Annotated in this window: 21 protein-coding genes; 10 read left to right on the top strand and 11 right to left on the bottom strand. The window is 61.7% G+C overall.

Translation table 11 applies throughout. From position 1 onward, the window contains the following. Window positions 1-9 precede the first annotated feature (9 nt). The gene (gene uvrA, locus ACFFP0_RS18515; protein WP_377263545.1) at window positions 10-2,931 is read right to left on the bottom strand and encodes an excinuclease ABC subunit UvrA; all 2,922 of its coding nucleotides are present in this window, start codon (window positions 2,929-2,931) and stop codon (window positions 10-12) included. A 247-nt stretch (window positions 2,932-3,178) separates the two neighbouring features. Between uvrA and ACFFP0_RS18510 the strand changes: the two genes are divergently transcribed. Beyond that, window positions 3,179-3,724 (top strand): single-stranded DNA-binding protein, encoded by a 546-nt coding sequence (locus ACFFP0_RS18510; protein ID WP_377263543.1) that lies wholly within the window; start codon window positions 3,179-3,181, stop codon window positions 3,722-3,724. Between the two features lie 95 nt (window positions 3,725-3,819). On the opposite strand, the gene ACFFP0_RS18505 is transcribed toward ACFFP0_RS18510, so the two are convergent. Together ACFFP0_RS18505 and ACFFP0_RS18500 are read right to left on the bottom strand one after the other, a co-directional pair. Continuing rightward, entirely contained in the window at window positions 3,820-4,965 is a 1,146-nt protein-coding gene (locus ACFFP0_RS18505) for an HPP family protein (RefSeq protein WP_377263542.1), read from the bottom strand. A gap of 71 nt (window positions 4,966-5,036) precedes the next feature. Beyond that, complete coding sequence (locus tag ACFFP0_RS18500) at window positions 5,037-5,666, bottom strand: MarC family protein (protein ID WP_377263541.1); 630 nt, start codon at window positions 5,664-5,666, stop codon at window positions 5,037-5,039. A gap of 228 nt (window positions 5,667-5,894) precedes the next feature. Here ACFFP0_RS18500 and gyrA point away from each other — a divergent pair, with 228 nt between their 5' ends. After that, window positions 5,895-8,708 carry a DNA gyrase subunit A gene (gene gyrA, locus ACFFP0_RS18495; RefSeq protein ID WP_377263540.1) on the top strand — a complete coding sequence of 938 codons (2,814 nt, stop codon included), beginning with the start codon at window positions 5,895-5,897 and terminating at the stop codon, window positions 8,706-8,708. A 118-nt stretch (window positions 8,709-8,826) separates the two neighbouring features. Here gyrA and ACFFP0_RS18490 read toward each other — a convergent pair whose 3' ends face one another. Both ACFFP0_RS18490 and ACFFP0_RS18485 read right to left on the bottom strand, forming a co-directional pair. Next, window positions 8,827-8,964 carry a hypothetical protein gene (locus tag ACFFP0_RS18490; protein ID WP_377263666.1) on the bottom strand — a complete coding sequence of 46 codons (138 nt, stop codon included), beginning with the start codon at window positions 8,962-8,964 and terminating at the stop codon, window positions 8,827-8,829. Window positions 8,965-8,999: 35 nt separating this feature from the next. After that, window positions 9,000-9,155, bottom strand: coding sequence for a hypothetical protein (locus ACFFP0_RS18485; RefSeq protein WP_159457700.1), 156 nt, complete (start codon window positions 9,153-9,155; stop codon window positions 9,000-9,002). Between the two features lie 434 nt (window positions 9,156-9,589). Between ACFFP0_RS18485 and coaD the strand changes: the two genes are divergently transcribed. From coaD to tgt, 5 genes are all read left to right on the top strand, one after another. Next, a complete protein-coding gene (gene coaD, locus ACFFP0_RS18480) occupies window positions 9,590-10,084 on the top strand; it encodes a pantetheine-phosphate adenylyltransferase (protein ID WP_377263539.1) in 495 nt (164 codons plus the stop codon). A 24-nt stretch (window positions 10,085-10,108) separates the two neighbouring features. After that, on the top strand, window positions 10,109-10,681 hold the full coding sequence (locus ACFFP0_RS18475) for a peptidylprolyl isomerase (protein ID WP_377263538.1): 573 nt from the start codon (window positions 10,109-10,111) through the stop codon (window positions 10,679-10,681). Window positions 10,682-10,736: 55 nt separating this feature from the next. Next, complete coding sequence (locus tag ACFFP0_RS18470) at window positions 10,737-11,246, top strand: peptidylprolyl isomerase (protein WP_377263537.1); 510 nt, start codon at window positions 10,737-10,739, stop codon at window positions 11,244-11,246. A 66-nt stretch (window positions 11,247-11,312) separates the two neighbouring features. Further along, window positions 11,313-12,398, top strand: coding sequence for a tRNA preQ1(34) S-adenosylmethionine ribosyltransferase-isomerase QueA (gene queA / locus ACFFP0_RS18465; RefSeq protein ID WP_377263536.1), 1,086 nt, complete (start codon window positions 11,313-11,315; stop codon window positions 12,396-12,398). Next, on the top strand, window positions 12,395-13,525 hold the full coding sequence (gene tgt / locus ACFFP0_RS18460) for a tRNA guanosine(34) transglycosylase Tgt (protein ID WP_377263535.1): 1,131 nt from the start codon (window positions 12,395-12,397) through the stop codon (window positions 13,523-13,525). The genes queA and tgt overlap by 4 nt, the downstream gene beginning before the upstream one ends. 31 nt (window positions 13,526-13,556) lie before the next feature. Here tgt and ACFFP0_RS18455 read toward each other — a convergent pair whose 3' ends face one another. Further along, window positions 13,557-13,982 (bottom strand): DUF4864 domain-containing protein, encoded by a 426-nt coding sequence (locus tag ACFFP0_RS18455; protein WP_377263534.1) that lies wholly within the window; start codon window positions 13,980-13,982, stop codon window positions 13,557-13,559. Between the two features lie 282 nt (window positions 13,983-14,264). On the opposite strand from ACFFP0_RS18455, the gene ACFFP0_RS18450 reads away from it, so the two are divergent. The 3 genes from ACFFP0_RS18450 (at window position 14,265) to ACFFP0_RS18440 (ending at window position 16,897) form a co-directional block, all read left to right on the top strand. Continuing rightward, entirely contained in the window at window positions 14,265-15,422 is a 1,158-nt protein-coding gene (locus ACFFP0_RS18450; protein WP_377263532.1) for an MFS transporter, read from the top strand. A gap of 323 nt (window positions 15,423-15,745) precedes the next feature. Next, the gene (locus tag ACFFP0_RS18445; RefSeq protein ID WP_377263531.1) at window positions 15,746-16,336 is read left to right on the top strand and encodes a J domain-containing protein; all 591 of its coding nucleotides are present in this window, start codon (window positions 15,746-15,748) and stop codon (window positions 16,334-16,336) included. Window positions 16,337-16,417: 81 nt separating this feature from the next. After that, window positions 16,418-16,897 carry a GNAT family N-acetyltransferase gene (locus ACFFP0_RS18440; protein ID WP_377263530.1) on the top strand — a complete coding sequence of 160 codons (480 nt, stop codon included), beginning with the start codon at window positions 16,418-16,420 and terminating at the stop codon, window positions 16,895-16,897. A gap of 232 nt (window positions 16,898-17,129) precedes the next feature. Here the strand turns inward: ACFFP0_RS18440 and ACFFP0_RS18435 are convergent, their stop codons facing one another. The 5 genes from ACFFP0_RS18435 to tmk form a co-directional block, all read right to left on the bottom strand. After that, window positions 17,130-17,951: an MBL fold metallo-hydrolase gene (locus ACFFP0_RS18435; protein ID WP_377263529.1), complete on the bottom strand. Its 822-nt coding sequence runs from the start codon at window positions 17,949-17,951 to the stop codon at window positions 17,130-17,132. A gap of 3 nt (window positions 17,952-17,954) precedes the next feature. Further along, complete coding sequence (locus ACFFP0_RS18430) at window positions 17,955-18,737, bottom strand: TatD family hydrolase (RefSeq protein WP_377263528.1); 783 nt, start codon at window positions 18,735-18,737, stop codon at window positions 17,955-17,957. Between the two features lie 16 nt (window positions 18,738-18,753). Continuing rightward, on the bottom strand, window positions 18,754-20,310 hold the full coding sequence (metG, locus tag ACFFP0_RS18425; protein WP_377263527.1) for a methionine--tRNA ligase: 1,557 nt from the start codon (window positions 20,308-20,310) through the stop codon (window positions 18,754-18,756). A gap of 103 nt (window positions 20,311-20,413) precedes the next feature. Then, on the bottom strand, window positions 20,414-21,442 hold the full coding sequence (locus tag ACFFP0_RS18420) for a DNA polymerase III subunit delta' (RefSeq protein ID WP_377263525.1): 1,029 nt from the start codon (window positions 21,440-21,442) through the stop codon (window positions 20,414-20,416). After that, the gene (gene tmk, locus ACFFP0_RS18415) at window positions 21,439-22,137 is read right to left on the bottom strand and encodes a dTMP kinase (RefSeq protein ID WP_377263524.1); all 699 of its coding nucleotides are present in this window, start codon (window positions 22,135-22,137) and stop codon (window positions 21,439-21,441) included. Before tmk ends, ACFFP0_RS18420 begins: the two co-directional genes overlap by 4 nt. Between the last annotated feature and the right edge of the window lie 9 nt (window positions 22,138-22,146).

Genomic DNA, 22,146 nt, shown 5'->3' with positions numbered 1-22,146 from the left:
TGCGGAGGTTCACTCCGCCGCTTCAACCTTCTTTGCCGGCCGCCGCTCCAGCAGTTCCTTCAGGAACTGGCCGGTATAGGACCGCTTCTCCCTGACGATCTGCTCGGGCGTGCCGGCCGCGACGATTTCTCCGCCGCCGGTGCCGCCTTCCGGTCCAATGTCGATGATCCAGTCAGCCGTCTTGATGACTTCGAGATTGTGCTCGATCACCACCACGGAATTTCCCTGGTTCACCAGTTCGTGGAGCATCTCCAGGAGCTTGGCGACGTCGTGGAAGTGCAGGCCGGTCGTCGGCTCGTCGAGGATGTAGAGCGTACGGCCTGTCGAACGCTTCGACAGTTCCTTGGCTAGCTTGACGCGCTGCGCCTCGCCACCCGAAAGCGTGTTGGCCTGTTGGCCGACCTTGATATAGCCAAGGCCGACATCGAAAAGCGACTGCAGCTTGTCGCGCACGGCCGGCACCGCCGAGAAGAATTCGACGCCTTCCTCCACCGTCATGTCGAGCACGTCGGCAATCGACTTGCCCTTGAAGGCGACATCCAGTGTTTCCCGGTTGTAGCGCTTGCCGTGGCAGACGTCGCAGGTGACATACACGTCCGGCAGGAAGTGCATCTCGATCTTGATGACGCCGTCGCCCTGGCACGCCTCGCAGCGGCCACCCTTGACGTTGAACGAGAAACGGCCGGGCTGGTAGCCGCGCGCCTTCGCTTCCGGCAGGCCTGCGAACCAGTCCCGGATCGGCGTGAAGGCGCCGGTATAGGTCGCCGGGTTGGAGCGCGGCGTGCGGCCGATCGGCGACTGGTCGATGTCGATCACCTTGTCGATGAACTCGAACCCGTCGATCCGATCGTGCTCGGCCGGTATCTCACGCGCACCCATCACCCGCCGTGCGGCCGCCTTGTAGAGCGTTTCGATCAGGAACGTGGATTTGCCGCCGCCCGAAACGCCGGTCACCGCCGTGAAGACGCCAAGCGGCACGGAGGCCGTGACATTCCTGAGATTGTTGCCGCGCGCGCCGACGACCTTGATCTCCTTGCCCTTCTTCGGCTTGCGGCGCTCGGCCGGCACCGGCACGCCGAGTTCGCCGGAAAGATACTTGCCGGTCAGGGACTTCGGATTGGCCATGATCTCGGCGGGCGCGCCCTGCGCGACCACCGTGCCGCCGTGGATGCCGGCGGCGGGGCCGATATCGACGACATAGTCGGCGGTGAGGATCGCGTCCTCGTCATGTTCGACGACGATTACCGTATTGCCGATGTCGCGCAGGTGTTTCAGCGTTTCGAGCAGGCGGGCATTGTCCCGCTGGTGAAGGCCGATCGAAGGCTCGTCGAGTACGTAGAGCACGCCCGTCAGGCCCGAGCCGATCTGCGAGGCGAGCCGGATGCGCTGGCTTTCGCCACCGGACAGGGTGCCGGAATTGCGAGAGAGACTCAGGTAATCGAGGCCGACATCGTTGAGAAAGCGCAGGCGCTCGCGGATTTCCTTGAGGATTCGTACCGCGATCTCGTTCTGCTTGGCATTCAATTCGCCGGGAAGCGCCTCGAACCAGTCGCGCGCCACTCTGATCGACATATCGGTCACTTCGCCGATATGCAGCTTTTTGATCTTCACCGCGAGCGCTTCCGGCTTCAGGCGGTAGCCGTTGCAGGCCGGGCAGGGGGCGGCCGACATGTAGCGCTCGATATCCTCGCGCGCCCAGGCCGAATCGGTCTCCTTCCAGCGGCGTTCGAGGTTCGGAACGATGCCCTCGAAATTCTTGACCGTCTTGTAGGAACGGGCGCCGTCGGCATAGTGGAACTCGATTTTCTCCTCGGTTCCATGCAGGATTGCCTTCTGCGCCTCGCCGGACAGCTCGTTCCAGCGGTTCGAAAGCTTGAAGCCGAACACTTTCCCCAGCGCTTCGAGCGTCTGGTTGTAATAGGGAGAGGTGGATTTGGCCCAGGGCGAGATCGCGCCGTCCCGCAAGGTCCGGGCCGGTTCCGGCACGATCAGCGCCTCGTCCACCTTCTGCTGCGAGCCAAGGCCGTCGCAGGTCGGGCACGCGCCGAACGGATTGTTGAACGAAAAGAGCCGTGGCTCGATCTCCGGAATGGTGAAGCCGGAAACGGGGCAGGCGAATTTCTCGGAGAACAGCACGCGCTCGTGCGTCTCGTTGAGCGACTTGTTGGCCGAGCCCCCGGCGGCCGTCTCTTCGGGCGGCAACGGCCTGTCGGCGAATTCCGCCACCGCCAGACCGTCTGCGAGTTTCAGCGAAGTTTCAAGACTGTCCGCCAGGCGCGCCGAGATATCGGAGCGCACCACGAGGCGGTCCACGACAACATCGATATCGTGCTTGTATTTCTTGTCGAGCGCCGGAACATCGGCAATCTCATAGAATTGCCCGTCGACCTTGACCCGCTGAAAGCCCTTCTTCATCAGGTCGGCGAGTTCCTTCTTGTACTCGCCCTTTCGCCCGCGGATCATCGGCGCCAGGATATAAAGACGCGTGCCTTCCTCGAAAGCGAGGATGCGGTCGACCATCTGGCTGACCGTCTGGCTTTCGATCGGCAGGCCGGTCGCCGGCGAATAGGGGACGCCGACGCGTGCGAAAAGCAGGCGCATGTAGTCGTAGATTTCGGTGACCGTGCCGACCGTCGAGCGCGGATTGCGCGAGGTCGTCTTCTGCTCGATGGAGATGGCCGGCGAAAGCCCGTCGATCTGGTCGACATCAGGCTTCTGCATCATCTCCAGGAACTGACGCGCATAGGCCGAAAGGCTTTCGACATAACGCCGCTGGCCTTCGGCATAGATCGTATCGAAAGCAAGCGAGGACTTGCCCGAACCGGAAAGGCCGGTCATGACGATCAGCGAATTGCGCGGCAGATCGAGATCGATGCCCTTCAAATTGTGCTCGCGCGCACCACGTATGGAAATGGTCTTCAGTTCACTCATCTTCATGCTCTTCGGGGAGGATGGAAGGCCCTTATGTAGTGATTGATGCGCGCCTGGTCGAGACGAAACTGCCGCAACCCGTCGGCGGTTCCGAGTCGGTTGACAGCACTATAGGAATAAATTAGAACAAATAAAGAACAAATTTGTCTGTGGATTAAAAATCATCTGCGCCCAACGGATCGAACCGATGGGTTAAGGTACCACGACGGATTTAGGGCCGCAGGATGCGGCGGACAAGGTGAGAATTATGGCTGGTAGCGTGAACAAGGTTATCCTGGTGGGAAATGTCGGAGCCGATCCGGAAATCCGCCGCACGCAGGACGGTCGCCCGATCGCCAACCTGCGAATTGCGACCTCGGAGACCTGGCGCGACCGCAATTCCGGCGAACGCCGTGAAAAGACGGAATGGCACAATGTCGTGGTTTTCAACGAAGGCCTCTGCAAGGTCGTCGAGCAATATGTGAAGAAGGGCGCCAAGCTCTATATCGAGGGCCAGCTGCAGACGCGCAAGTGGCAGGACCAGAACGGCAACGACCGCTACACGACGGAAGTCGTGCTGCAGGGCTTCAATTCCACGCTGACGATGCTGGACGGTCGCGGTGAGGGCGGGGGCGATCGAGGCAGCTACGGCGGCGGCAACAATCGCGTCGGCAGCGACGTCGGTGGAAACGACTTCAGCGGCGGTTATGGCGGCGGGGACGATTACGGCCGGCCTTCGGGTGGAGCCAGCCGTGGCAGTCAGCCCGCTGGCGGCAATTTCTCGCGTGATATGGATGACGACATTCCGTTCTGATCGGTCGTTCCGGCCGGGCGAGAGCGGCCCCTGTGCACAGTCCTGGGGAATGCTGTAGCGGTAGAGGGGAAGAGCGCTCTTGCGGGTTCCGCGCTTCAGCTGGCTGCGGCATCGGCCAGCATGGCCACCAGGACATCGGACTGGGAGACGATCCCGACCAGCTTGTTGTTCTCCCGCGTGACCGGCAGATAGTGTAGCCCTTCCTCGGCGAAGATGACAATGGCGTCCGCAATGGGAGTGTCGGGGCCGACGGTCCGGACGGGCGCGGTCATGATGTCCTTGACGGTATCGTTGGGAGCGCTGGCGCCGGAAAGCACCAGGCGCAGGCGATGGGCAAAACCGATCCGGGGCCGTCCCTTGGTCCAGTTCGCCTTGTCGAGGAAATCGGTCTGCGTAACGATGCCGATGACCTCGGCCCTGTCATTGGTGACGGGCAGGGCCTTGAAGTGATGGGCGCGCATCAGGTCGTGCGCCTCCTTCAGCGAATTGTCCGGCGCGACGGCAACCACGTCGCGGGACATGATGATGTTGCAATCGAGATGGCTGGCGCGTCTGCGGTAGGAGCGCAATTCCGTCCGCCGCAGGATGGTTTCCAGGTCGTCGCGGTCGATATCGAGGAATTCGTCATATTCCTTGAGCACGTCGTCGAGATCGGCCGACGTGAAGCCGATGCGCTCTATGGGGGCGGGGTCGGCGGTGCCGTGATCCGTCGAAGGCTTGATCGCATGCGGATAGGGGCGACCGGTCAGGTTGTTGTAGATGAGGGCGAGCACCAGCAAGGCCAGGGAATTGCCCGCAACCGGCCAGAGCACGAAGCCGTAGCCGAGTTCATGGATGGCCGGCCCGCCGAGTACCGCGGTGAGTGCGATGGCGCCGCTTGGCGGATGAAGGCAGCGCAGTGTCATCATGGCGGCGATTGCCAAGCCGATCGCGAGCGCGGAAGCCACGAACGGGTCGTCGACGAACATGGCTGCCGTGACGCCGACCAATGCCGCGACGATATTGCCGCAGAGGATCGACCATGGCTGGGCGAGCGGGCTGGACGGCACGGCGAAAAGCAGCACGGCCGAAGCCCCCATCGGAGCGATCAGCGCCGGAAGCGAGGCGTCGGCTCGCAAGGCCAGGCTTCCGATCAGGCCGGTGACGAGGATGCCGGCCAGAGCACCGGAGGCGGCGCGCAATCTTTCCTTCGAACTGATGGGTGCAGGCTCCGGCAGGAGCCGCCGCAACGCACGTCGCATGGTATGCAGGCCCTCGAATCTCTTTGTCGATGCGGGCTTTTAGCAGAAAACACCGCGATGTCGCGGAAGACTTACAGATTGAAGGCCGAGCGCACGCCGTCGATCACGAACTGGACCGAAAGCGCGGCCAGGATGACGCCCAGCAGACGGGTGAGAATTGCCCGGCCGGTGACGCCGAGAAACCGGTCGAGCCGTTCGGCGACCAGCAGGGTCACATAGACGAGCACCATGATCAGCGCGATGATGCCGATGAGCAGCGCCCGGTCGAAGGCGCCGGGAAAAGATCCCGCAAGCAGCACGGTGGCGGAAATGGCGCCCGGGCCGGCGATCAGGGGCAGGGCGAGCGGGAAAACGGCGATGTTCTGGATATGGTCGATGGTGATCGCCGCCTGCGAGGTCTTCTCCTTCCGCTCCTGCCGCCGCTCGAACACCATCTCGAAGGAGATCCAGAAAAGCAGGAGGCCGCCGGCGATCCGGAAGGCGCCGATCGATATTCCGAGAAGACCGAGCACGCCCGAACCGAAGAGGGCGAAGACCGCCAGTATGCAGAAGGCGATCAGCGATCCGCGAAGCGCCACATGCCGGCGCTGAACCGCCGTCATGCCGACGGTCAGGCCGAGGAAAACGGGCGCCAGCCCCGGTGGATCGAGTGTCACGAGCATGGTCGTGAGCGCATTGATCAGCATGTCAGGCGTGGCCATGTCTTCCCCCGTCAGGCTGCAATTCTTGCAGTCGCATGCGAAGATTGTTAGGACAGGCGCGCGGTTTAGGGAAGCCCGCAACGGGTTTTCAGGAATGAGGCGTCATGTCGTTAACACTGCCCGGAAAACACCGCAAAAGCTGTTCAAAACCCTGGCGGAAATTGGCGCTCGGAACCGCTTTCCGCTATAAAAAAACCAACTGATTCCGAACAGAGATCGTGATCCGATTTGACTGAGCAAAGCACACCCGGCGGCGGAAAGCTGCCTCCAGGCATCGAACCCATTTCCATCATGGAAGAGATGCAGCGCTCCTATCTCGATTATGCGATGAGCGTGATCGTGAGCCGTGCGCTTCCTGACGTCCGCGACGGATTGAAGCCGGTGCACCGGCGCATCCTTTACGGCATGTCGGAACTCGGCATCGACTGGAACAAGAAATACGTCAAGTGCGCCCGCGTTACCGGGGACGTGATGGGTAAATACCATCCCCACGGCAACATGGCGATCTATGACGCACTGGCGCGCATGGCGCAGGACTGGTCGCTCCGTCTGCCGCTGATCGACGGCCAGGGCAATTTCGGCTCCATCGACGGCGATCCGCCGGCGGCCGAACGCTATACCGAATGCCGTCTGCAGAAGGCGGCCCATTCGCTTCTCGATGACCTCGACAAGGAGACGGTCGATTTTCGCGACAACTATGACGGCACGCTCTCCGAGCCCGTCGTGGTGCCCGCGAAATTTCCGAACCTGCTGATCAACGGCGCCGGTGGCATCGCGGTCGGCATGGCGACCAACATCCCGCCGCACAACCTCATCGAGGTGATCAACGGCTGCATCGCGATCATCGACAATCCGGCGATCGATCTGCCGGAACTGATGCAGATCATTCCGGGTCCGGATTTCCCGACCGGCGCCCTGATCCTCGGCCGCGCCGGCATCCGGTCCGCCTACGAGACGGGCCGCGGCTCGATCATCATGCGCGGACGCGCTCATATCGAGCCGATGCGTGGCGACCGCGAACAGATCATCGTCACCGAAGTTCCCTACCAGGTGAACAAGGCGACCATGGTCGAGAAGATCGGCGAACTGGTGCGCGAAAAGCGCATCGAGGGCATTTCCGACCTGCGTGATGAATCCGACCGTCAAGGTTATCGTGTGGTGGTCGAGCTGAAGCGCGACGCCAATGCGGAAGTGATACTTAATCAGCTTTATCGCTATACACCGCTGCAGACGTCCTTCGGCTGCAATATGGTGGCGCTGAACGGCGGCAAGCCGGAGCAGCTCACCCTGGTCGACATGCTGAAGGCTTTCGTATCCTTCCGCGAGGAGGTGGTTAGCCGGCGCACCAAATACCTGCTGCGCAAGGCGCGCGAGCGTGCGCACGTCTTGGTCGGTCTGGCGATCGCGGTCGCCAATATCGACGAAGTCATCAGCCTGATCCGTCGCGCTCCCGATCCACAGACGGCGCGCGAGCAGTTGATGACCCGCCGCTGGCCGGCCCATGACGTCGAATCCCTGATCCGGCTTATCGACGATCCGCGTCACAAGCTCAACGATGACGGCACTTACAACCTGTCGGAAGAGCAGGCCCGCGCGATCCTCGAGCTGCGTCTTGCCCGCCTGACCGCACTTGGACGCGACGAAATCAGCGACGAGCTGAACAAGATCGGCGCCGAGATCAGCGATTATCTCGACATCCTGTCGTCGCGCCTGCGTATCCAGCAGATCGTCAAGGACGAACTGGCTGCCGTTCGCGACGAATTCGGCACGCCGCGCCGCACGGAAATCCTCGAAGGCGGTCCGGATATGGACGACGAGGACCTCATCGCCCGCGAGGATATGGTCGTCACGGTATCGCATCTCGGCTATATCAAGCGCGTTCCGCTCGGCACCTATCGTGCCCAGCGGCGCGGCGGCAAGGGCCGCTCCGGCATGGCGACGCGCGACGAGGATTTCGTCAATCGCCTGTTCGTGGCGAACACCCATACGCCGGTGCTGTTCTTCTCCTCGCGCGGCATCGTCTATAAGGAGAAGGTCTGGCGCCTGCCGATCGGCACGCCGCAATCTCGCGGCAAGGCGCTGATCAACATGCTGCCGCTCGAGGCCGGTGAACGCATCACCACGATCATGCCGCTGCCCGAGGACGAAGTGACCTGGGATAACCTGGACGTGATGTTCTCGACCACGCGCGGCACGGTCCGCCGCAACAAGCTGTCGGACTTCGTGCAGGTGAACCGCAACGGCAAGATCGCCATGAAGCTGGACGAGGAGGGCGATGAGATCCTCTCCGTCGAAACCTGTACCGATCGGGACGACGTCTTGCTGACGACGGCGCTCGGCCAGTGCATCCGCTTCCCGGTCGATGACGTGCGCGTCTTCGCCGGCCGCAATTCGATCGGCGTGCGCGGCATCACGCTTGGCGATGGCGACCGCATCATCTCCATGACGATCGTCGGCCATGTGGATGCTGAGCCATGGGAGCGCGCGGCCTATCTGAAGCGCTCGGCGACCGAACGCCGTGCCGCTGGCGTCGACGAGGAGGATATCGCTCTCGTCGGCGAGGAAGTCACCGAAGAGGGACAGCTCAACGACGAACGCTACGAGGAGCTGAAGGCGCGCGAGCAGTTCGTGCTGACGGTCTCCGAGAAAGGCTTCGGCAAGCGTTCTTCCTCCTACGACTTCCGCACCTCCGGCCGTGGCGGCAAGGGCATTCGTGCCACGGATACGTCGAAGACGTCCGAGATCGGCGAACTGGTCGCTGCCTTCCCGGTGGAGGAGAGCAATCAGATCATGCTCGTTTCGGATGGCGGCGTATTGATCCGCGTGCCGGTCAACGGCATCCGCATCGCCAGCCGCGCGACAAAGGGCGTCACGATCTTCTCCACGGCCAAGGACGAGAAGGTTGTTTCGGTCGAGCGTATCAGCGAGCCGGAAGGCGAGGAGGAAAACGGCAACGGCCTGTCGGACGAGTTGACCTCGGAGACCGGAGAAGCCGATACCGCCGCGGACGAACGTCCGGCGGATGAGGGTGCGACCGAATAGGCCGCATCGTCATGAACAGGAATAAAGTAAAAGCCGGAGGACGAAAATCCTCCGGCTTTTGTTTGAACCGGTCGCGACGGGAAGTCTGCGTGATCCGGTCCGTACTACTGGACAATTGCTAGAATGCGCTGTGGCGCCGCGCGAAATCGCGGAAATCCTTCATGTCTTCGCGTTCGCGGCGAAGCTCGGAAATCGTGGACGCCACGGATGCCACGAACATGATGCTGATCAAGCCTGCAAGTACAGTCAACGTCACGAACATGTTCATCCTTTCTCGCTCGTGTATCCGCGTCAGTAATACGAGAGATCCGTATAACGACCCGTTACCTGCGGGTAGTTGAGATCGGTCAATTCGGATTTATCTTGATAAAGGGTCACTGTTGCTGTGAGCATTACAGCGATCATTGCCGTCCATACCAGATTGATCATGGTGATCTTGTCAGGCATGACCGTTTTCCTTTTCGCGATCATCTCCGTCTGTCCTTCTTGTTTGCCTGAACGCGCCTTGCGCAAACAGGTTCCACCGCATTTTAAGAGAAACTTATTCGGGCTGCTCTGAAGCGTCCTTGAATGGTCCGTTCATCTGGCGTTCATAATTCCCTGACCTTTCAAGCCTCTTCCGACCTGAAGGCGACGACCACGGCCTCCATCAAGAAAGCGAGCGCCACGGCACATATCACCATCAAAGCCAGCATTTCCCTTCGTTTCTCCCTCGATACGGACGGGTCTTCATGCCCGCCACGATGGTCACAAGACCACAGTGCTGCTGAAACGCCCTTGAACGGCGCATTCATCTTTCGTTCAGAATTGGGCAGAGCCTTGCGGTGAGAGTGCTTCCATGACAAAAGGCCGGGGAATTTCGTTGAAACGGGCCGCCCGGCATGACGACAGCTTTTTATCCCGGTTCTTTCGATCCGATGACCCACGGTCATCTGGACGTGCTTGTCCAGGCGCTCAATGTCGCCGGAAAGGTGATCGTCGCGATCGGAATTCATCCAGGCAAGGCGCCGATGTTCACCTTCGAGGAAAGGGCCGGTCTCATCCGCGAATCGCTTTCCGAAGTCCTGCCGGACCGGGTGAGCAATATTTCGGTCGTGTCTTTCGACAACCTGGTGGTCGATGCGGCCCGCGCCAACGGCGCGACGCTTTTGATCCGGGGCCTGCGCGACGGCACCGATCTCGATTACGAAATGCAGATGGCCGGCATGAACCGGCAGATGGCGCCGGACATCCAGACGGTCTTCCTGCCGGCCGGCACGGCCTCACGGCCCATTACGGCCACATTGGTCCGGCAGATCGCGGCGATGGGCGGCGACGTCAGTGCCTTCGTGCCTGCCGCGGTCCTCAAGGCCCTGAAGAACAAGCTGAAACGCTGATCGTTTCCGAACGTGGAGTTCCGTATGAAACTGCTTCGTCTTGCCATTGCCGGCGCTTTCGCCCTGGCTTCCATGATCATGCCGGTCTCCGCCGCGCCGGACGATTTCCTCACCATCCAGCTCAAGGACGGCCCGGTGGTGATCCAGCTCATGCCGGACGTCGCGCCGAAGCATGTGGCGCAGGTCAAGGCGCTGGCGACCAAGGGAGCCTATGACAGCGTGGTCTTCCATCGTGTCATCGACGGCTTCATGGCGCAGACCGGCGACGTGCAGTTCGGCAAGGAGGGAGGCCCGGGCTTCAACCCGGCTCGCGCCGGCACGGGCGGCTCCGACCTGCCGGATCTTCCGGCCGAGTTTTCCAAGGTGCCGTTCGAACGCGGCATGGTCGGCATGGCGCGCGCCCAGAACCCGAACTCGGCCAATTCGCAATTCTTCATCATGTTCGACCAGGGCTCCTTCCTGAACGGCCAGTATACGGTCATCGGCAAGGTCGTGTCCGGCATGGAATTCGTCGACAAGATCAAGCGCGGCCAGGGCCGCAACGGTGAAGTGACCAACCCCGACAAGATGATCAAGGTCACCGTCGGCAAGAAGTAAACTCAGAGCGCCCAGTCGCAGACGACGTTACAGGCGCCTCGAAAAGGAGAAGAAAATGGCAGAGATCAAGGACCCCGAGAACACCCTCGTCATGGAAACCACCAAGGGCACGGTCGTCATCTCGCTGCTGCCGGACCTCGCTCCGGGCCATGTCGCCCGCATCAAGGAACTCGCCCGCGAAAAGGCCTATGACGGCGTCGTTTTCCACCGGGTCATCGCCGATTTCATGGCCCAGACGGGCGACGTCAAGTTCGGCAAGCAGGGAGGCGAGAGCTTCAACCCGGCCCGGGCCGGCATGGGCGGTTCCGACAAGCCGGATCTGAAGGCCGAATTTTCCGCCGTTCCGCACGTGCGCGGCACCTGCTCCATGGCCCGCTCGCAGAACCCGAACTCGGCCAACTCGCAGTTCTTCATCTGCTTTACCGATGCTCCCTGGCTGAACAAGCAGTATACGGTCTGGGGCCAGGTCATCGAGGGCATGGACAATATCGACCAGATCAAGAAGGGCGAGCCCGTCAGCGACCCGGACTCGATCGTCTCGCTGCGCGTTGCCGCGGACGTCTGATTTGGCATAAACGGAAAAACCCGCTCCGTCTTCCGGCGGGGCGGGTTTCGTATTTCTGGATTTTTCATGCGCGTCGATCTCTTTGACTTTGATCTGCCAGAGGAAAACATTGCGCTGAGGCCTGCAAGCCCGCGCGACAGTGCACGCCTGCTCGTCGTGCGGCCGGAAGGCGAGCCGGCGCTGGCCGATCACAAGGTATCGGAACTGCCGGATTTCCTGAGACCTGGCGACGCATTGGTCTTCAACGATACCAAGGTCATTCCCGCCCAGCTGGAAGGCATCCGCCAACGGGAAGGGGCGGGTGGCCAGCAGGTCTCGGCGACGCTGCACATGCGGGCTGCCTCCAATGTCTGGAAGGCCTTTGCCAAGCCCGGAAAACGCATCAAGGTGGGTGACCGGATCGAATTCGGCCACGCAGGCAATGCCTGCCTCCTCGGTTCGCTTGCCGCCGCCGTGAAGGAGAAGGGCGAGGGCGGCGAGGTGACGTTGCGCTTCGAGCTTTCCGGGCCGGCGCTGGACGAGGCGATCATGGCGGTCGGGCATATCCCGTTACCTCCCTATATCGCAGCCAAACGGCCGGAGGACGCCCGGGACAGGAAGGACTATCAGACCATCTATGCGCGCGAGGAGGGGGCGGTCGCAGCCCCCACGGCCGGCCTGCATTTCACCCCCGAGCTTTTCGCCAAACTCGACGCCGCCGGCATCGAGCGGCATTTCGTGACGCTGCATGTGGGGGCAGGAACCTTTCTGCCGGTCAAGGCGGACGACACCCTGGACCACAGGATGCACCAGGAGATAGGCCATGTGAGCGCCGATACCGCCGCGCGGCTGAATGCCGTCAGGCGCGCCGGCGGGCGGGTCGTCTGCGTCGGCACCACGTCTCTGCGTCTCATCGAAAGCGCCGCAGGCGAAAACGGCGTGATCACCCCCTGGAGCGGGGCGACGGATATCTTCATCACGCCCGGTTACCGTTTTAAGGCGGTCGACATGTTGATGACCAATTTCCATTTGCCGAAATCGACGCTGTTCATGCTGGTCTCGGCATTTTGCGGGCTTGAGACGATGCGTTCGGCCTATTCCCATGCCATATCGACAGGCTATCGCTTCTACTCCTATGGCGATGCGAGCCTGCTTTTCCGAGACGACCGATGACCGAGAATTTCCAGTTCAATCTGAAGGCCACCGACGGCGGCACCCGCCTTGGCGAAATCACCATGCCCCGCGGGGTGATCAGGACGCCTGCCTTCATGCCGGTCGGCACCGTCGGCACCGTCAAGGCCATGTATCTCGACCAGGTTCGCGATACCGGCGCGGACATCATCCTGGGCAACACCTACCATCTGATGCTGAGGCCGGGGGCGGAACGTGTCGCGCGTCTCGGCGGGCTCCACAATCTCATCCGGTGGGAGCATCCGATCCTGACGGACAGCGGCGGTTTCCAGGTCATGTCGCTTTCGGGATTGCGGAAGCTCGACGAGAAGGGCGTGACGTTCAAGAGCCATGTGGACGGCAGCCTGCACCACATGTCGCCGGAACGTTCGATCGAAATCCAGGGCCTGCTCGGCTCCGACATCCAGATGCAACTGGACGAATGCGTCGCGCTTCCGGCCGAACCCAAGGAGATCGAACGGGCGATGGAATTGTCGCTGCGCTGGGCGGAACGTTGCCGAGTGGCGTTCGGCGACCAGCCGGGCAAGGCGATGTTCGGCATCGTCCAGGGTGGAGACCAGCCGGACCTGCGCATCCGTTCCGCGGAAGGTTTGAAGCAGCTCGATCTCAAGGGATATGCGGTTGGAGGCCTTGCGGTCGGCGAACCACAGGACGTCATGCTGAAGATGCTGGAAACCACGCTGCCCGTGTTGCCGCACGAAAAGCCCCGATACCTGATGGGCGTCGGCACGCCGGATGACATCCTGAAATCGGTCGCGCGCGGCATCGACATGTTCGACTGCGTCATGCCCACACGCTCGGGCCGCCATGGCCTCGCGTTCACGCGTCGCGGCAAGGTCAATATCCGCAACGCCCGACACGCGGAGGATCTTCGCCCGCTGGACGAGGAATCAAGCTGCCCGGCGGCGCGTGATTATTCCCGCGCCTACCTGCACCACCTCGTGCGTTCGGACGAGGCGCTCGGCGGAATGCTGCTCTCCTGGAACAACCTGCATTACTATCAGGACCTGATGAAGGGCATCCGGCAGGCGATCGCCGAGGGACGTTTCGCGGATTTCTATGCCGAGACGCAGGAAGCCTGGGCCAGGGGCGATATCGATCCGATCTGAGGGCAGGGCGGCGGCTCCCCGCCCGCTCCCCTCATATCCCCTGGCTGGTGGTGTTGCGGATCATCCGCACACCGTTCACCTTGTACGAGCCGTCGTCCATCAGCCGCATTTCGTAGATGGCGGTCCAGTCCTTGCCTTCGCGGGCGCCGATCATCACTTCCTGCAGCACGACCTCCCCGCCGCCGATCAGTTTCGAACGGCCGAAGGCATAGTTGCCGGCATGATAAACCGGTTCGTAGCTCTTGCGCACCATATCCAGAAACTGATCCTTGTTGGGATAAAGGCTGCGAATACCCGGCGAAGCGAAGGAATAGGCCTTCTCCGCATCATTATGCATCAGCGCGGCGATCTGGCCGGAAATGACGGCCTGAGCCTGCGCGACCGGATCTTCGGCCTTGGCCGGGAGCAGGGAAAAGAGAACGAAACACAGAACGACGGGGAGCAATCGAACGGGCATCGGGGTTCTCCGGGAACATACGAAAAAATGCTAGCGCTTTTCGGCCAAAGGAGAAGATGGTGACTGCAGAATTTTCCGGCAGCGCCTTTGGCGTGGGCAAACGAATCCAAATGATTACAGGATGATGACAACCCCTTTGGAGAGAGGTCGGATTGCGCACTTTTCCGTGTATTTCCTCCCTGCCGCAGCGCAAGGCAGGGTCCCGTTATCGCCGCTTGCCTGCGGCTGTCCGCACTGGCACGAATGCGCCGGGAGCTCCTGATTCGCCCGGAATGCAATTTCATGAAAATCCTTCTGCCGCCAGCGCTGCTCTATTTCAGCAACGCCATCCTGTTTATCTCCCTGTTCACCCGACTGCCGACGATCCAGGCGTCGATGGGCATCGACAAGGCGGTTCTCGGCTTCGCGCTGCTCAGCGCTCCCGTGGGCACATTTCTCGCCCTGCCGCTGGCCGGCCGGATCAACGATCGCTTCACGCCGCGCCTGACCGCGCTCGTGACACTGCCGATCTGCGCCATGCTCACACCGGCACTGACCATCCTGCCGGTCAGCGGCTTCCTGCTCTGCTTCTTTCTCTTCGGCTTTTTCCGGACGATTTTCGACGTCGCCGCCAATATGATTTCCGCGGGGATCGAACAGCGAACCGGCACGAAGGTTCTGGCGCGCAGCCACGGTTTCTGGTCCGTCGGACTGCTCGTCGGCTCCCTGTGTTCCGGTTTCCTGGCGGAGAGGGCGGTGACGCCGTTTTCGCAGCAGGTGATGGCCGCCGGTTTCGTCGTCGCCGCATGCCTTCTGGTCTTCTGGATCACCCCCAGGGATGTGGCGCCGGAGCGGCAGCCGGATCGCAGGCGGTCGGCTTACGTCCTGCCCGACCGGACGATCATGCTCATCTGCGTCATGGTTTTTGGCCTGTGCATCGTCGAGGGAGCGATTTACGACTGGGGCATCTTCTTCCTTCGCGAGGAGCTGAAGGCTGACCCGGCAATCGCCGGCATTCTTTATGCGGCCTTCACGATCGGTATGGGATTAACCCGTCTTTCCGGCGACATGCTGCGCGAGAGTTTCGGGCCCATGGTTCTGGTACGCGCCTCGGCCGTCTCGGTGGCGATCGGGAGCTTGCTTATGGTGACGACGCCGAGCCTCACGTTGGCAGGGGTCGCACTTTTCCTGATCGGTTGCGGCGTGGCGCTGGCATTTCCTCTTGCCGTTTCCACGACGATCGCGCTCGGCAAGGGCCAGCCTTCGGAAAACCTTGCGGCCCTGGCGCTGACGCTGATGCTCTCGACCATAGGCGTGCCGCCATTGCTCGGCTTTATCGCCGAGCATGTCAGCCTCATCGCAACCTTTCTCGTCTTGTTGCCCTGCGTCGTCATGAGCTTCCTGATGGCGCCGGTGGCCGAGGGCCGGCGCCTCTCATTCGGAAGCCGGCGAAGAAGCTAACCGGTCACGGTTCTCCGGATGCCTTCGGCCACCTGCTCCGGCGTGCCGACCAGCGGGAAACCGCCATGGCCTGCCGCCATGCGATCCCGGATGAGGGCGAGCAGGTCGTGCAGGAAGGAGTGGGCGTGGGTGAACTGTAGCCTGCCACCTCCCGAGATGACGCGTTCCCATTACGGAATGCCGAAGGGGCATCTTGCCTGTGGGGAAAACCGGGCAGGGGGTATGACCTGCCCCTAATTGGCCACAAGATTGGATAATGGGTTGAGCCTGTGGGCCATAGCCGTTAGGACAATGGAATTGAATCGCCGAAAACAGGTGACACTGTGATCGACCCTTATGAGATGCTTGGTGTTTCCCGCGAGGCCGATGGCGCAGCCATCAAGTTGGCCTATCGCAAGCGCGCGAAAACCGCCCATCCGGATGCCGGCGGCGATGTCGACATGTTCAGCAAGCTGACGATGTCCTACGAGCTTCTTTCCGATCCCGTTCGCCGCAAGGTCTATGACGACACCGGCTATGATCCGGAACTTGCCGACACCAAGGACCTGCAGGGACTGGTGATCCTGGAAACCCTGGTCAACGAGATCATCCTGGACGAGCGGGAGCCGGGGAGTTTCGATCCGGTCGCGGCCATGCGCCGCAAGCTCACGGACAAGATCGTCAATGCGCGTTTCCACATCCTGGAGATGGAGCGCCACCGCGCCCGCATCCGCAATCATATCGACCGCATTGGCAAGAAACCGGATGCCGACGTTCTGGGACGCATGCTCCGCTCGCGATGCGACACGATCAACGATGCGATCGTCAAGGCGGAAACCGAAATAGGCCATATCGAAAAGGCCTACGAGATGCTGGACGGTTACTCCTATGAGATCGATGCGGTGGCCGTGGAGATGAAAACCGCGGCCGAATAGCGATGACCGGCGAATGGACATCCTGGCCTCATCGCCCACATCGGAAAAAATCTACATTCACCTAATTCCAAAGGGTTTTCCATGGTTCTGACTATACGCGAGGGCGTCCGCGAGGACGCCGCGACACTTCTCGGTTTCATTCGTGAACTGGCGATCTACGAAAAGGCCGAACACGAGGTCGCCGCCACGGTCGAAACGATCGAGGCGTCGATCTTCGGCGAACGCTCGGTGACGCGCACGCTGATCTGCGAACAGGACGGCGAACCGATCGGGATGGCGATCTGGTTCTTCAGCTATTCGACCTGGCAGGCGAAGAACGGATTGTACCTCGAAGATCTCTACGTGACGCCGAAGGCACGCGGCTCTGGCGCCGGTAAGGCCATGTTGAAGAAACTGGCGTCGCTGGCGCTTGAAAACGATTGCGGCCGTTTCGAATGGAGCGTGCTCGACTGGAACGAACCGGCCATCCGCGTCTACGAGGCGATCGGCGCCGAACCGATGAAGGAATGGGTTCGCTGCAGATTGTCCGGAAAGGCGCTGGAAAGCCTCGCTGAGAGCTGAGGAAGAGGCAAACCTTGGGTGCCGGAGCAGAGAGCATGAAACCGGCGACAAATGGTTTGGCTGTATCCGAATGGGGGATGTCTAGGCTCTTCATCCGTGAACCCACCCAGGCCATTCCGTTGATCACATAAGATAGATTATGGAACTTTCATAAAGATGGAAGGATGGAGAAGTCCGGGTCTCCCGTTATTTTCTGCACTCGTAAGTACCGAAGGTCCGAATGACGGGCTGGTCAAAGATCGAGTTCGATCTCGAACGCCAGGCCGTCATAGGCTGGTTCTACGTGGGACGGCGTTTCAGCCGCGACGACATCGAAGTCGAGTGGAATATGCATATGCGTGAGGATCGCACGCTTCGGCTGAAGCCGCGCGATCCATTCGAGCGCCTGTTCGAGCGACAGATGGCTTGGATGGTAGCGGTATTGCAGGGCATCGATGATCAGCACGTCCAGTCCGGCAAGCCTCGGTATGCTGTCCGGCGGAAAGTCGCTCACGTCGCTGCAATAGGCCACATCGCCGATCCGGAACCCCAGCGAGCGGATATCGCCGTGGACTTGCCAGTGCGGCAGGAAGCGGATCGATCCGCCGGGACCATCGACGATGACCGGCTCGTCCACGGTTTCGATCAGGAAAGGCCGTACGATCGGCGGATAATTGCCGCCGGGCGGCGTCTCCAGGCAGTAACCGAAGCCCTGGCGGATGCGCTCCATGGTGAATGGATCGGCATGGATCGGGATGCGATGGCGCTGCAGCATGAAATATGTCCGCAGGTCGTCGATGCCATGGAGATGGTCCGCATGCGCATGGGTGTAGAGAACGGCGTCGACCCGCTGCACCCTGGCAGCGATCATCTGCTGTCGAAAATCCGGTCCGGTGTCGACCACGACCACCGTGCTGGCGCCGTCCGGCGCGATCTGCTCGACCATGAAAGCCGCGCGCGTCCGATGGTTCTTCGGATTGTCCGGGTCGCAGGCGCCCCAATCGCCATTCGGTCTCGGCACGCCCGGTGACGATGAGCAGCCGAGGATGGTGAAGCGCTGCCGATAACGGGCCACCGGTCAGAGCCTCGGCATCTTGGAGAAGACCCGGAACGCATTTTCGGTCGTGATCCGGGCAATCTCCTCGTAGCTTACGCCCTTGCACCCGGCGAGCACCTCGGCCGTATTGACCACATAGGAAGGCTCGTTTCGCTTGCCGCGCCAGCGTTTCGGCGCCAGATACGGCGCGTCGGTCTCGACGAGCAGCCGGTCCATCGGCACGGTTGCGGCAATCGCCCTCAGCTCTTCCGATTTCGGAAAGGTCAGGATGCCGGAGAAGGAGACATAGCCGCCGAGCTCGACGCCGGCGCAGGCGAGGTCGGCTCCCGAGGAAAAGCAATGCAGGATGAAGGGGAAAGCCCCCTTCCCGCTTTCGCCTGTCAGGATGCCGATCATATCTTCGTCGGCGCTGCGGCTGTGGATAACCAGCGGCAGGCCGGTTTCCCGCGCCGCGGCGATGTGTCGGATCAAGCCTGTCTTCTGGTCGGCCGGCGTTTGCGTATCGTAAAAATAGTCCAGTCCGGCTTCGCCGATCGCGACGATCTTTTCATACGCACTGGCCAGCCGCACCAGGTCTTCGGTTCCGATATCCAGTTCTTCGCCGGCATTGTTGGGGTGCGTGCCGACCGAGCAGAAGACGGACGGATATTTTTCCGCAATGGCCAGCAGGCCGTCCAGTTTTCGCACGCGCGTCGAGATGGTCACCATCTGCCTGACGCCGGCCTCGTGAGCGCGCTCGACGATGGCGTCGCGCTCCTCCGCGAAATCGGCAAAATCCAGATGGCAATGGGTATCGATCAGCATGGCTGGGGCCTAGATCTCAGGCGTCCGTTTCCGGCGCCACATAGCGTGGGAATACGGGCTGCGGTGCGTCCAGAACGATGCCCGGCTTCAACCGGCCGGCTTCGCCGAGAGCCGCGAAATCCCGCTTGTCCGCCGGCGCGGCAACGAGATCGAGCAGTTTCGCCGAAGAATCCGGCATGAACGGCTGCAACAGGATGGCGATCTGGCGCACCACCTCGGCCGTCACGTAGAGTACGGTGCCCATGCGTTCCGTGTTGCCGATCTTCTTCAGCGTCCACGGCGCCTGGGCAGCGAAATAGCGGTCCGTTTCCGATACGACGCCGATGATCGAGGCGAGTGCCTTGTGGATGAGCTGCTTGTCCATGTCTTCGCGGCAGGACACGAGCAGACCGTCGGCAAGCGCCAGAAGCTCCTTGTCGGCATCGGTCAATTCGCCCGGCTGCGGCACGATGCCGTCGCAATTCTTGACGATCATCGACAGCGAGCGGCTGGCGAGATTGCCGATGCCGTTGGCGAGGTCGGCGTTGACGCGGGTCGCGATCAGTTGCTCGTTGCAATTGCCGTCCTGGCCGAAGGAAATCTCACGGCAGAGGTAATAGCGCACGTAGTCGAGCCCGAACTTTTCGAGAAGCTCGAAAGGATCGACGACGTTGCCGAGCGACTTCGACATCTTCTCGCCGTTGTTGAGCACGAAGCCATGCGCGAAGACGCGCTTCGGCAACGGCAGCCTGGCGGACATCAGGAAAGCCGGCCAGTAGACGGCATGGAAGCGAATGATGTCCTTGCCGATGATGTGCACGTCCGCCGGCCAGTATTTGGCGCGGGGACCGTTCGGATCGTCCATGTAGCCGGTCGCGGTGATGTAGTTGGTCAGCGCGTCGACCCAGACATACATGACATGTGCCGGATCGTTCGGCACCTTGATGCCCCAATCGAAGGTGGTGCGCGAGACCGAAAGGTCGCGGAGACCGGACTTCACGAAGGAAATCACTTCGTTGCGGCGCTCGTTCGGCCCGATGAAATCCGGGTTTTCCTCATAGTGCTTCAGGAGCTTGTCGCCATAGGCGGAAAGCTTGAAGAAATAGCTGGACTCCTCCACCCATTCGACCGGCGTGCCCTGCGGCCCGTAACGCACGCCGTCGCGCACCGCGGTTTCGTCCTCGGCGTAGTAGGCCTCGTCGCGCACCGAATACCAGCCGGCATAGGTGTCCTTGTAGATGTCGCCGTTGTCGGCCATCCGGTTCCAGATCTCCTGCGACGCCTCATGGTGGCGCTGCTCGGTGGTGCGGATGAAATCGTCGTTCGACGCATTGAGCAGTCGGCCCATCTCGCGGAACTCGTTGGAGTTGCGCTCGGCGAGAGCCTCCGGCGTGATGCCTTCGGCGCGGGCAGTCTGCTGCATCTTCTGGCCGTGCTCGTCCGTGCCCGTCAGGAAGAAGACATCCTTGTCATCGAGGCGCTGGAAGCGCGCCATGGCGTCCGTCGCGATCAGCTCATAGGCATGGCCGATATGCGGCTTGCCGTTCGGATAGGAAATCGCGGTGGTAATGTAATAGGGCGTCTTGTCGGACATGGGAGGCACTCGGGCACTTTGAATTGTTTCATGCCGCTCTTAGCGCATGTTTCGCAGGAGCGAAACACAAAGTTCCTTCACGATGTTCCCCCTGCCCGCTCTCTTATCGCCTGGCGGCCTCCAGGATCGAGAGGATCGTCTGTTTGCGGTCGAGATTATAGGCCTGCGCCACCGTGATCTTCTCGGCGATGTCACCGACCAGTTTCGCCTGCCGGTCGGCCTTCGGAAGATCGCCGGCAAGCGCTGCTTCCCGTGCCCGGGCGACCAGATGGTCGCTCAGATGCTCCAGGAAGAACCCGAAGATCACATCGCTTTCCTTCCCGGAAAGCACGTCGGCGAGGCGGTGCATGGCCTTGCGCGCCGTCGGCCCTTCGGCGGCGATCACCTCGTCGAAAGCGGCGATGATCTCCGTGCCTCCATAGTTCAGCAGCTTCAGCGCCTGCGAAACGCTGCCTTTCGACATGGACAGAACCATGTCCTCCGTCCTGCCGCCATCGAGCGGCATGCCGAGCTGTGAAAGCGCCCGCGAGATATCGGCATTGCCGAGCGGGGACAATTTCAACGGCTGGCAGCGGGAGCGGATCGTCGGCAGCAGTTTTCCCGGCGCATGCGACAGAACGAGGAACATCGCGCCCCGCGGCGGCTCCTCCAGGATCTTCAGGATGGCGTTCGCCGCATTGCGATTGAGATCGTCGGCCGGATCGATGATGACAATGCGCCAGTTGCCCGTGCCGGAGGTCTGGGAAAAGAAGTGCCCTGCCCTGCGCACCTCGTCGACGGTGATAGCGGTCTTCGCCTTGCCCGTCTTCTCGTCCACCGGCCGCGTCAGATGCAGGAGGTTATGCGAGGCGCCGGACGCAATCTGCCGGCTGACGGGGGAACCGGGATCGGGATCGGCGATGTGCTCGGGAGCGGCCAGCGGATCGGGATGGCTGAGCACATGATTGGCAAAGCGGAAGGCAAGCGTAGCCTTGCCAATCCCTTCCGGCCCCTCGATCAGGATGGCGTGGTGCCCCTTCCCCGAGCGATAGCTGCGGGCAAGGAAATCCTCCGCCGCCTGATGGCCGTAGAGATGCGGATTGCGCGCCGGTGGAACGGCGCCGTCCAGGATACCGACGGTTTCCTCGCTCATCCGACCGATTCCGCGCTGCTCGTCTGGGCGAAACCATATTCCCGCACCAGCGGTTCGATGATCGCAAAAATCTCGTCGGCGATATCATCCTCGGAGCGGTCGGCGTCCACGACATGGCAGCGCTGGGGTTCCGCTTCGGCAATCTCCAGATAGGCTTCCCGGCGCTTCTCATGCGTCTCGATCTCCTCGCGCTCGAAGCGGTCGGGAGCATTCTCAGCGCCGCGCTTGCGGGCCCGCTTCAGGCCGATTTCCGCCGGCAGGTCCAGGATCAGCGTGCAATCCGGCACGACGCCGTCGATGGCCACCCGCTGCAGCACTTCGATGAAGTCGGGCTCCAGATTGCCCGTCACACCCTGATAGACGCGCGAGGAATCGATGAAACGGTCGCAGAGGACGACCGCACCGCTTTCGAGCGCCGGCCGGATCACCTCCTCGACATGGTCGTTGCGGGCGGCCGCGAACAGGATCGCTTCCATTCGCACGCCGAACTCCTCCGCCGCTCCGGAAAGCAGGACATGCCGCACCGCTTCCGCGCCCGGCGAGCCACCGGGCTCGCGCGTCAGAAGCACGTCATGGCCCCGACGCCGCAACTGATCGGCCAGCCGGCGAATCTGGGTGGATTTGCCAGCCCCCTCGCCTCCTTCGAAAGTCACAAACAATCCGGAATGTTCTGCCACGCGTGTGTCCGCACTCATCTTTTCATT

This window comes from Neorhizobium puerariae, assembly GCF_042429745.1.
Lineage (GTDB): Bacteria > Pseudomonadota > Alphaproteobacteria > Rhizobiales > Rhizobiaceae > Neorhizobium > Neorhizobium puerariae.
This window is presented reverse-complemented; position numbering and strand designations above follow the sequence as displayed.

Coding starts and splice junctions, on each gene's coding strand:
- uvrA (WP_377263545.1), bottom strand. CDS start 2,931: ATGAGTGAACTGAAGACCATTTCCATACGTGGTGCGCGCGAGCACAAT.
- ACFFP0_RS18510 (WP_377263543.1), top strand. CDS start 3,179: ATGGCTGGTAGCGTGAACAAGGTTATCCTGGTGGGAAATGTCGGAGCC.
- ACFFP0_RS18505 (WP_377263542.1), bottom strand. CDS start 4,965: ATGCGACGTGCGTTGCGGCGGCTCCTGCCGGAGCCTGCACCCATCAGT.
- ACFFP0_RS18500 (WP_377263541.1), bottom strand. CDS start 5,666: ATGGCCACGCCTGACATGCTGATCAATGCGCTCACGACCATGCTCGTG.
- ACFFP0_RS18485 (WP_159457700.1), bottom strand. CDS start 9,155: ATGCCTGACAAGATCACCATGATCAATCTGGTATGGACGGCAATGATC.
- coaD (WP_377263539.1), top strand. CDS start 9,590: ATGACGACAGCTTTTTATCCCGGTTCTTTCGATCCGATGACCCACGGT.
- ACFFP0_RS18475 (WP_377263538.1), top strand. CDS start 10,109: ATGAAACTGCTTCGTCTTGCCATTGCCGGCGCTTTCGCCCTGGCTTCC.
- ACFFP0_RS18470 (WP_377263537.1), top strand. CDS start 10,737: ATGGCAGAGATCAAGGACCCCGAGAACACCCTCGTCATGGAAACCACC.
- queA (WP_377263536.1), top strand. CDS start 11,313: ATGCGCGTCGATCTCTTTGACTTTGATCTGCCAGAGGAAAACATTGCG.
- tgt (WP_377263535.1), top strand. CDS start 12,395: ATGACCGAGAATTTCCAGTTCAATCTGAAGGCCACCGACGGCGGCACC.
- ACFFP0_RS18455 (WP_377263534.1), bottom strand. CDS start 13,982: ATGCCCGTTCGATTGCTCCCCGTCGTTCTGTGTTTCGTTCTCTTTTCC.
- ACFFP0_RS18450 (WP_377263532.1), top strand. CDS start 14,265: ATGAAAATCCTTCTGCCGCCAGCGCTGCTCTATTTCAGCAACGCCATC.
- ACFFP0_RS18440 (WP_377263530.1), top strand. CDS start 16,418: ATGGTTCTGACTATACGCGAGGGCGTCCGCGAGGACGCCGCGACACTT.
- ACFFP0_RS18430 (WP_377263528.1), bottom strand. CDS start 18,737: ATGCTGATCGATACCCATTGCCATCTGGATTTTGCCGATTTCGCGGAG.
- metG (WP_377263527.1), bottom strand. CDS start 20,310: ATGTCCGACAAGACGCCCTATTACATTACCACCGCGATTTCCTATCCG.
- ACFFP0_RS18420 (WP_377263525.1), bottom strand. CDS start 21,442: ATGAGCGAGGAAACCGTCGGTATCCTGGACGGCGCCGTTCCACCGGCG.
- tmk (WP_377263524.1), bottom strand. CDS start 22,137: ATGAGTGCGGACACACGCGTGGCAGAACATTCCGGATTGTTTGTGACT.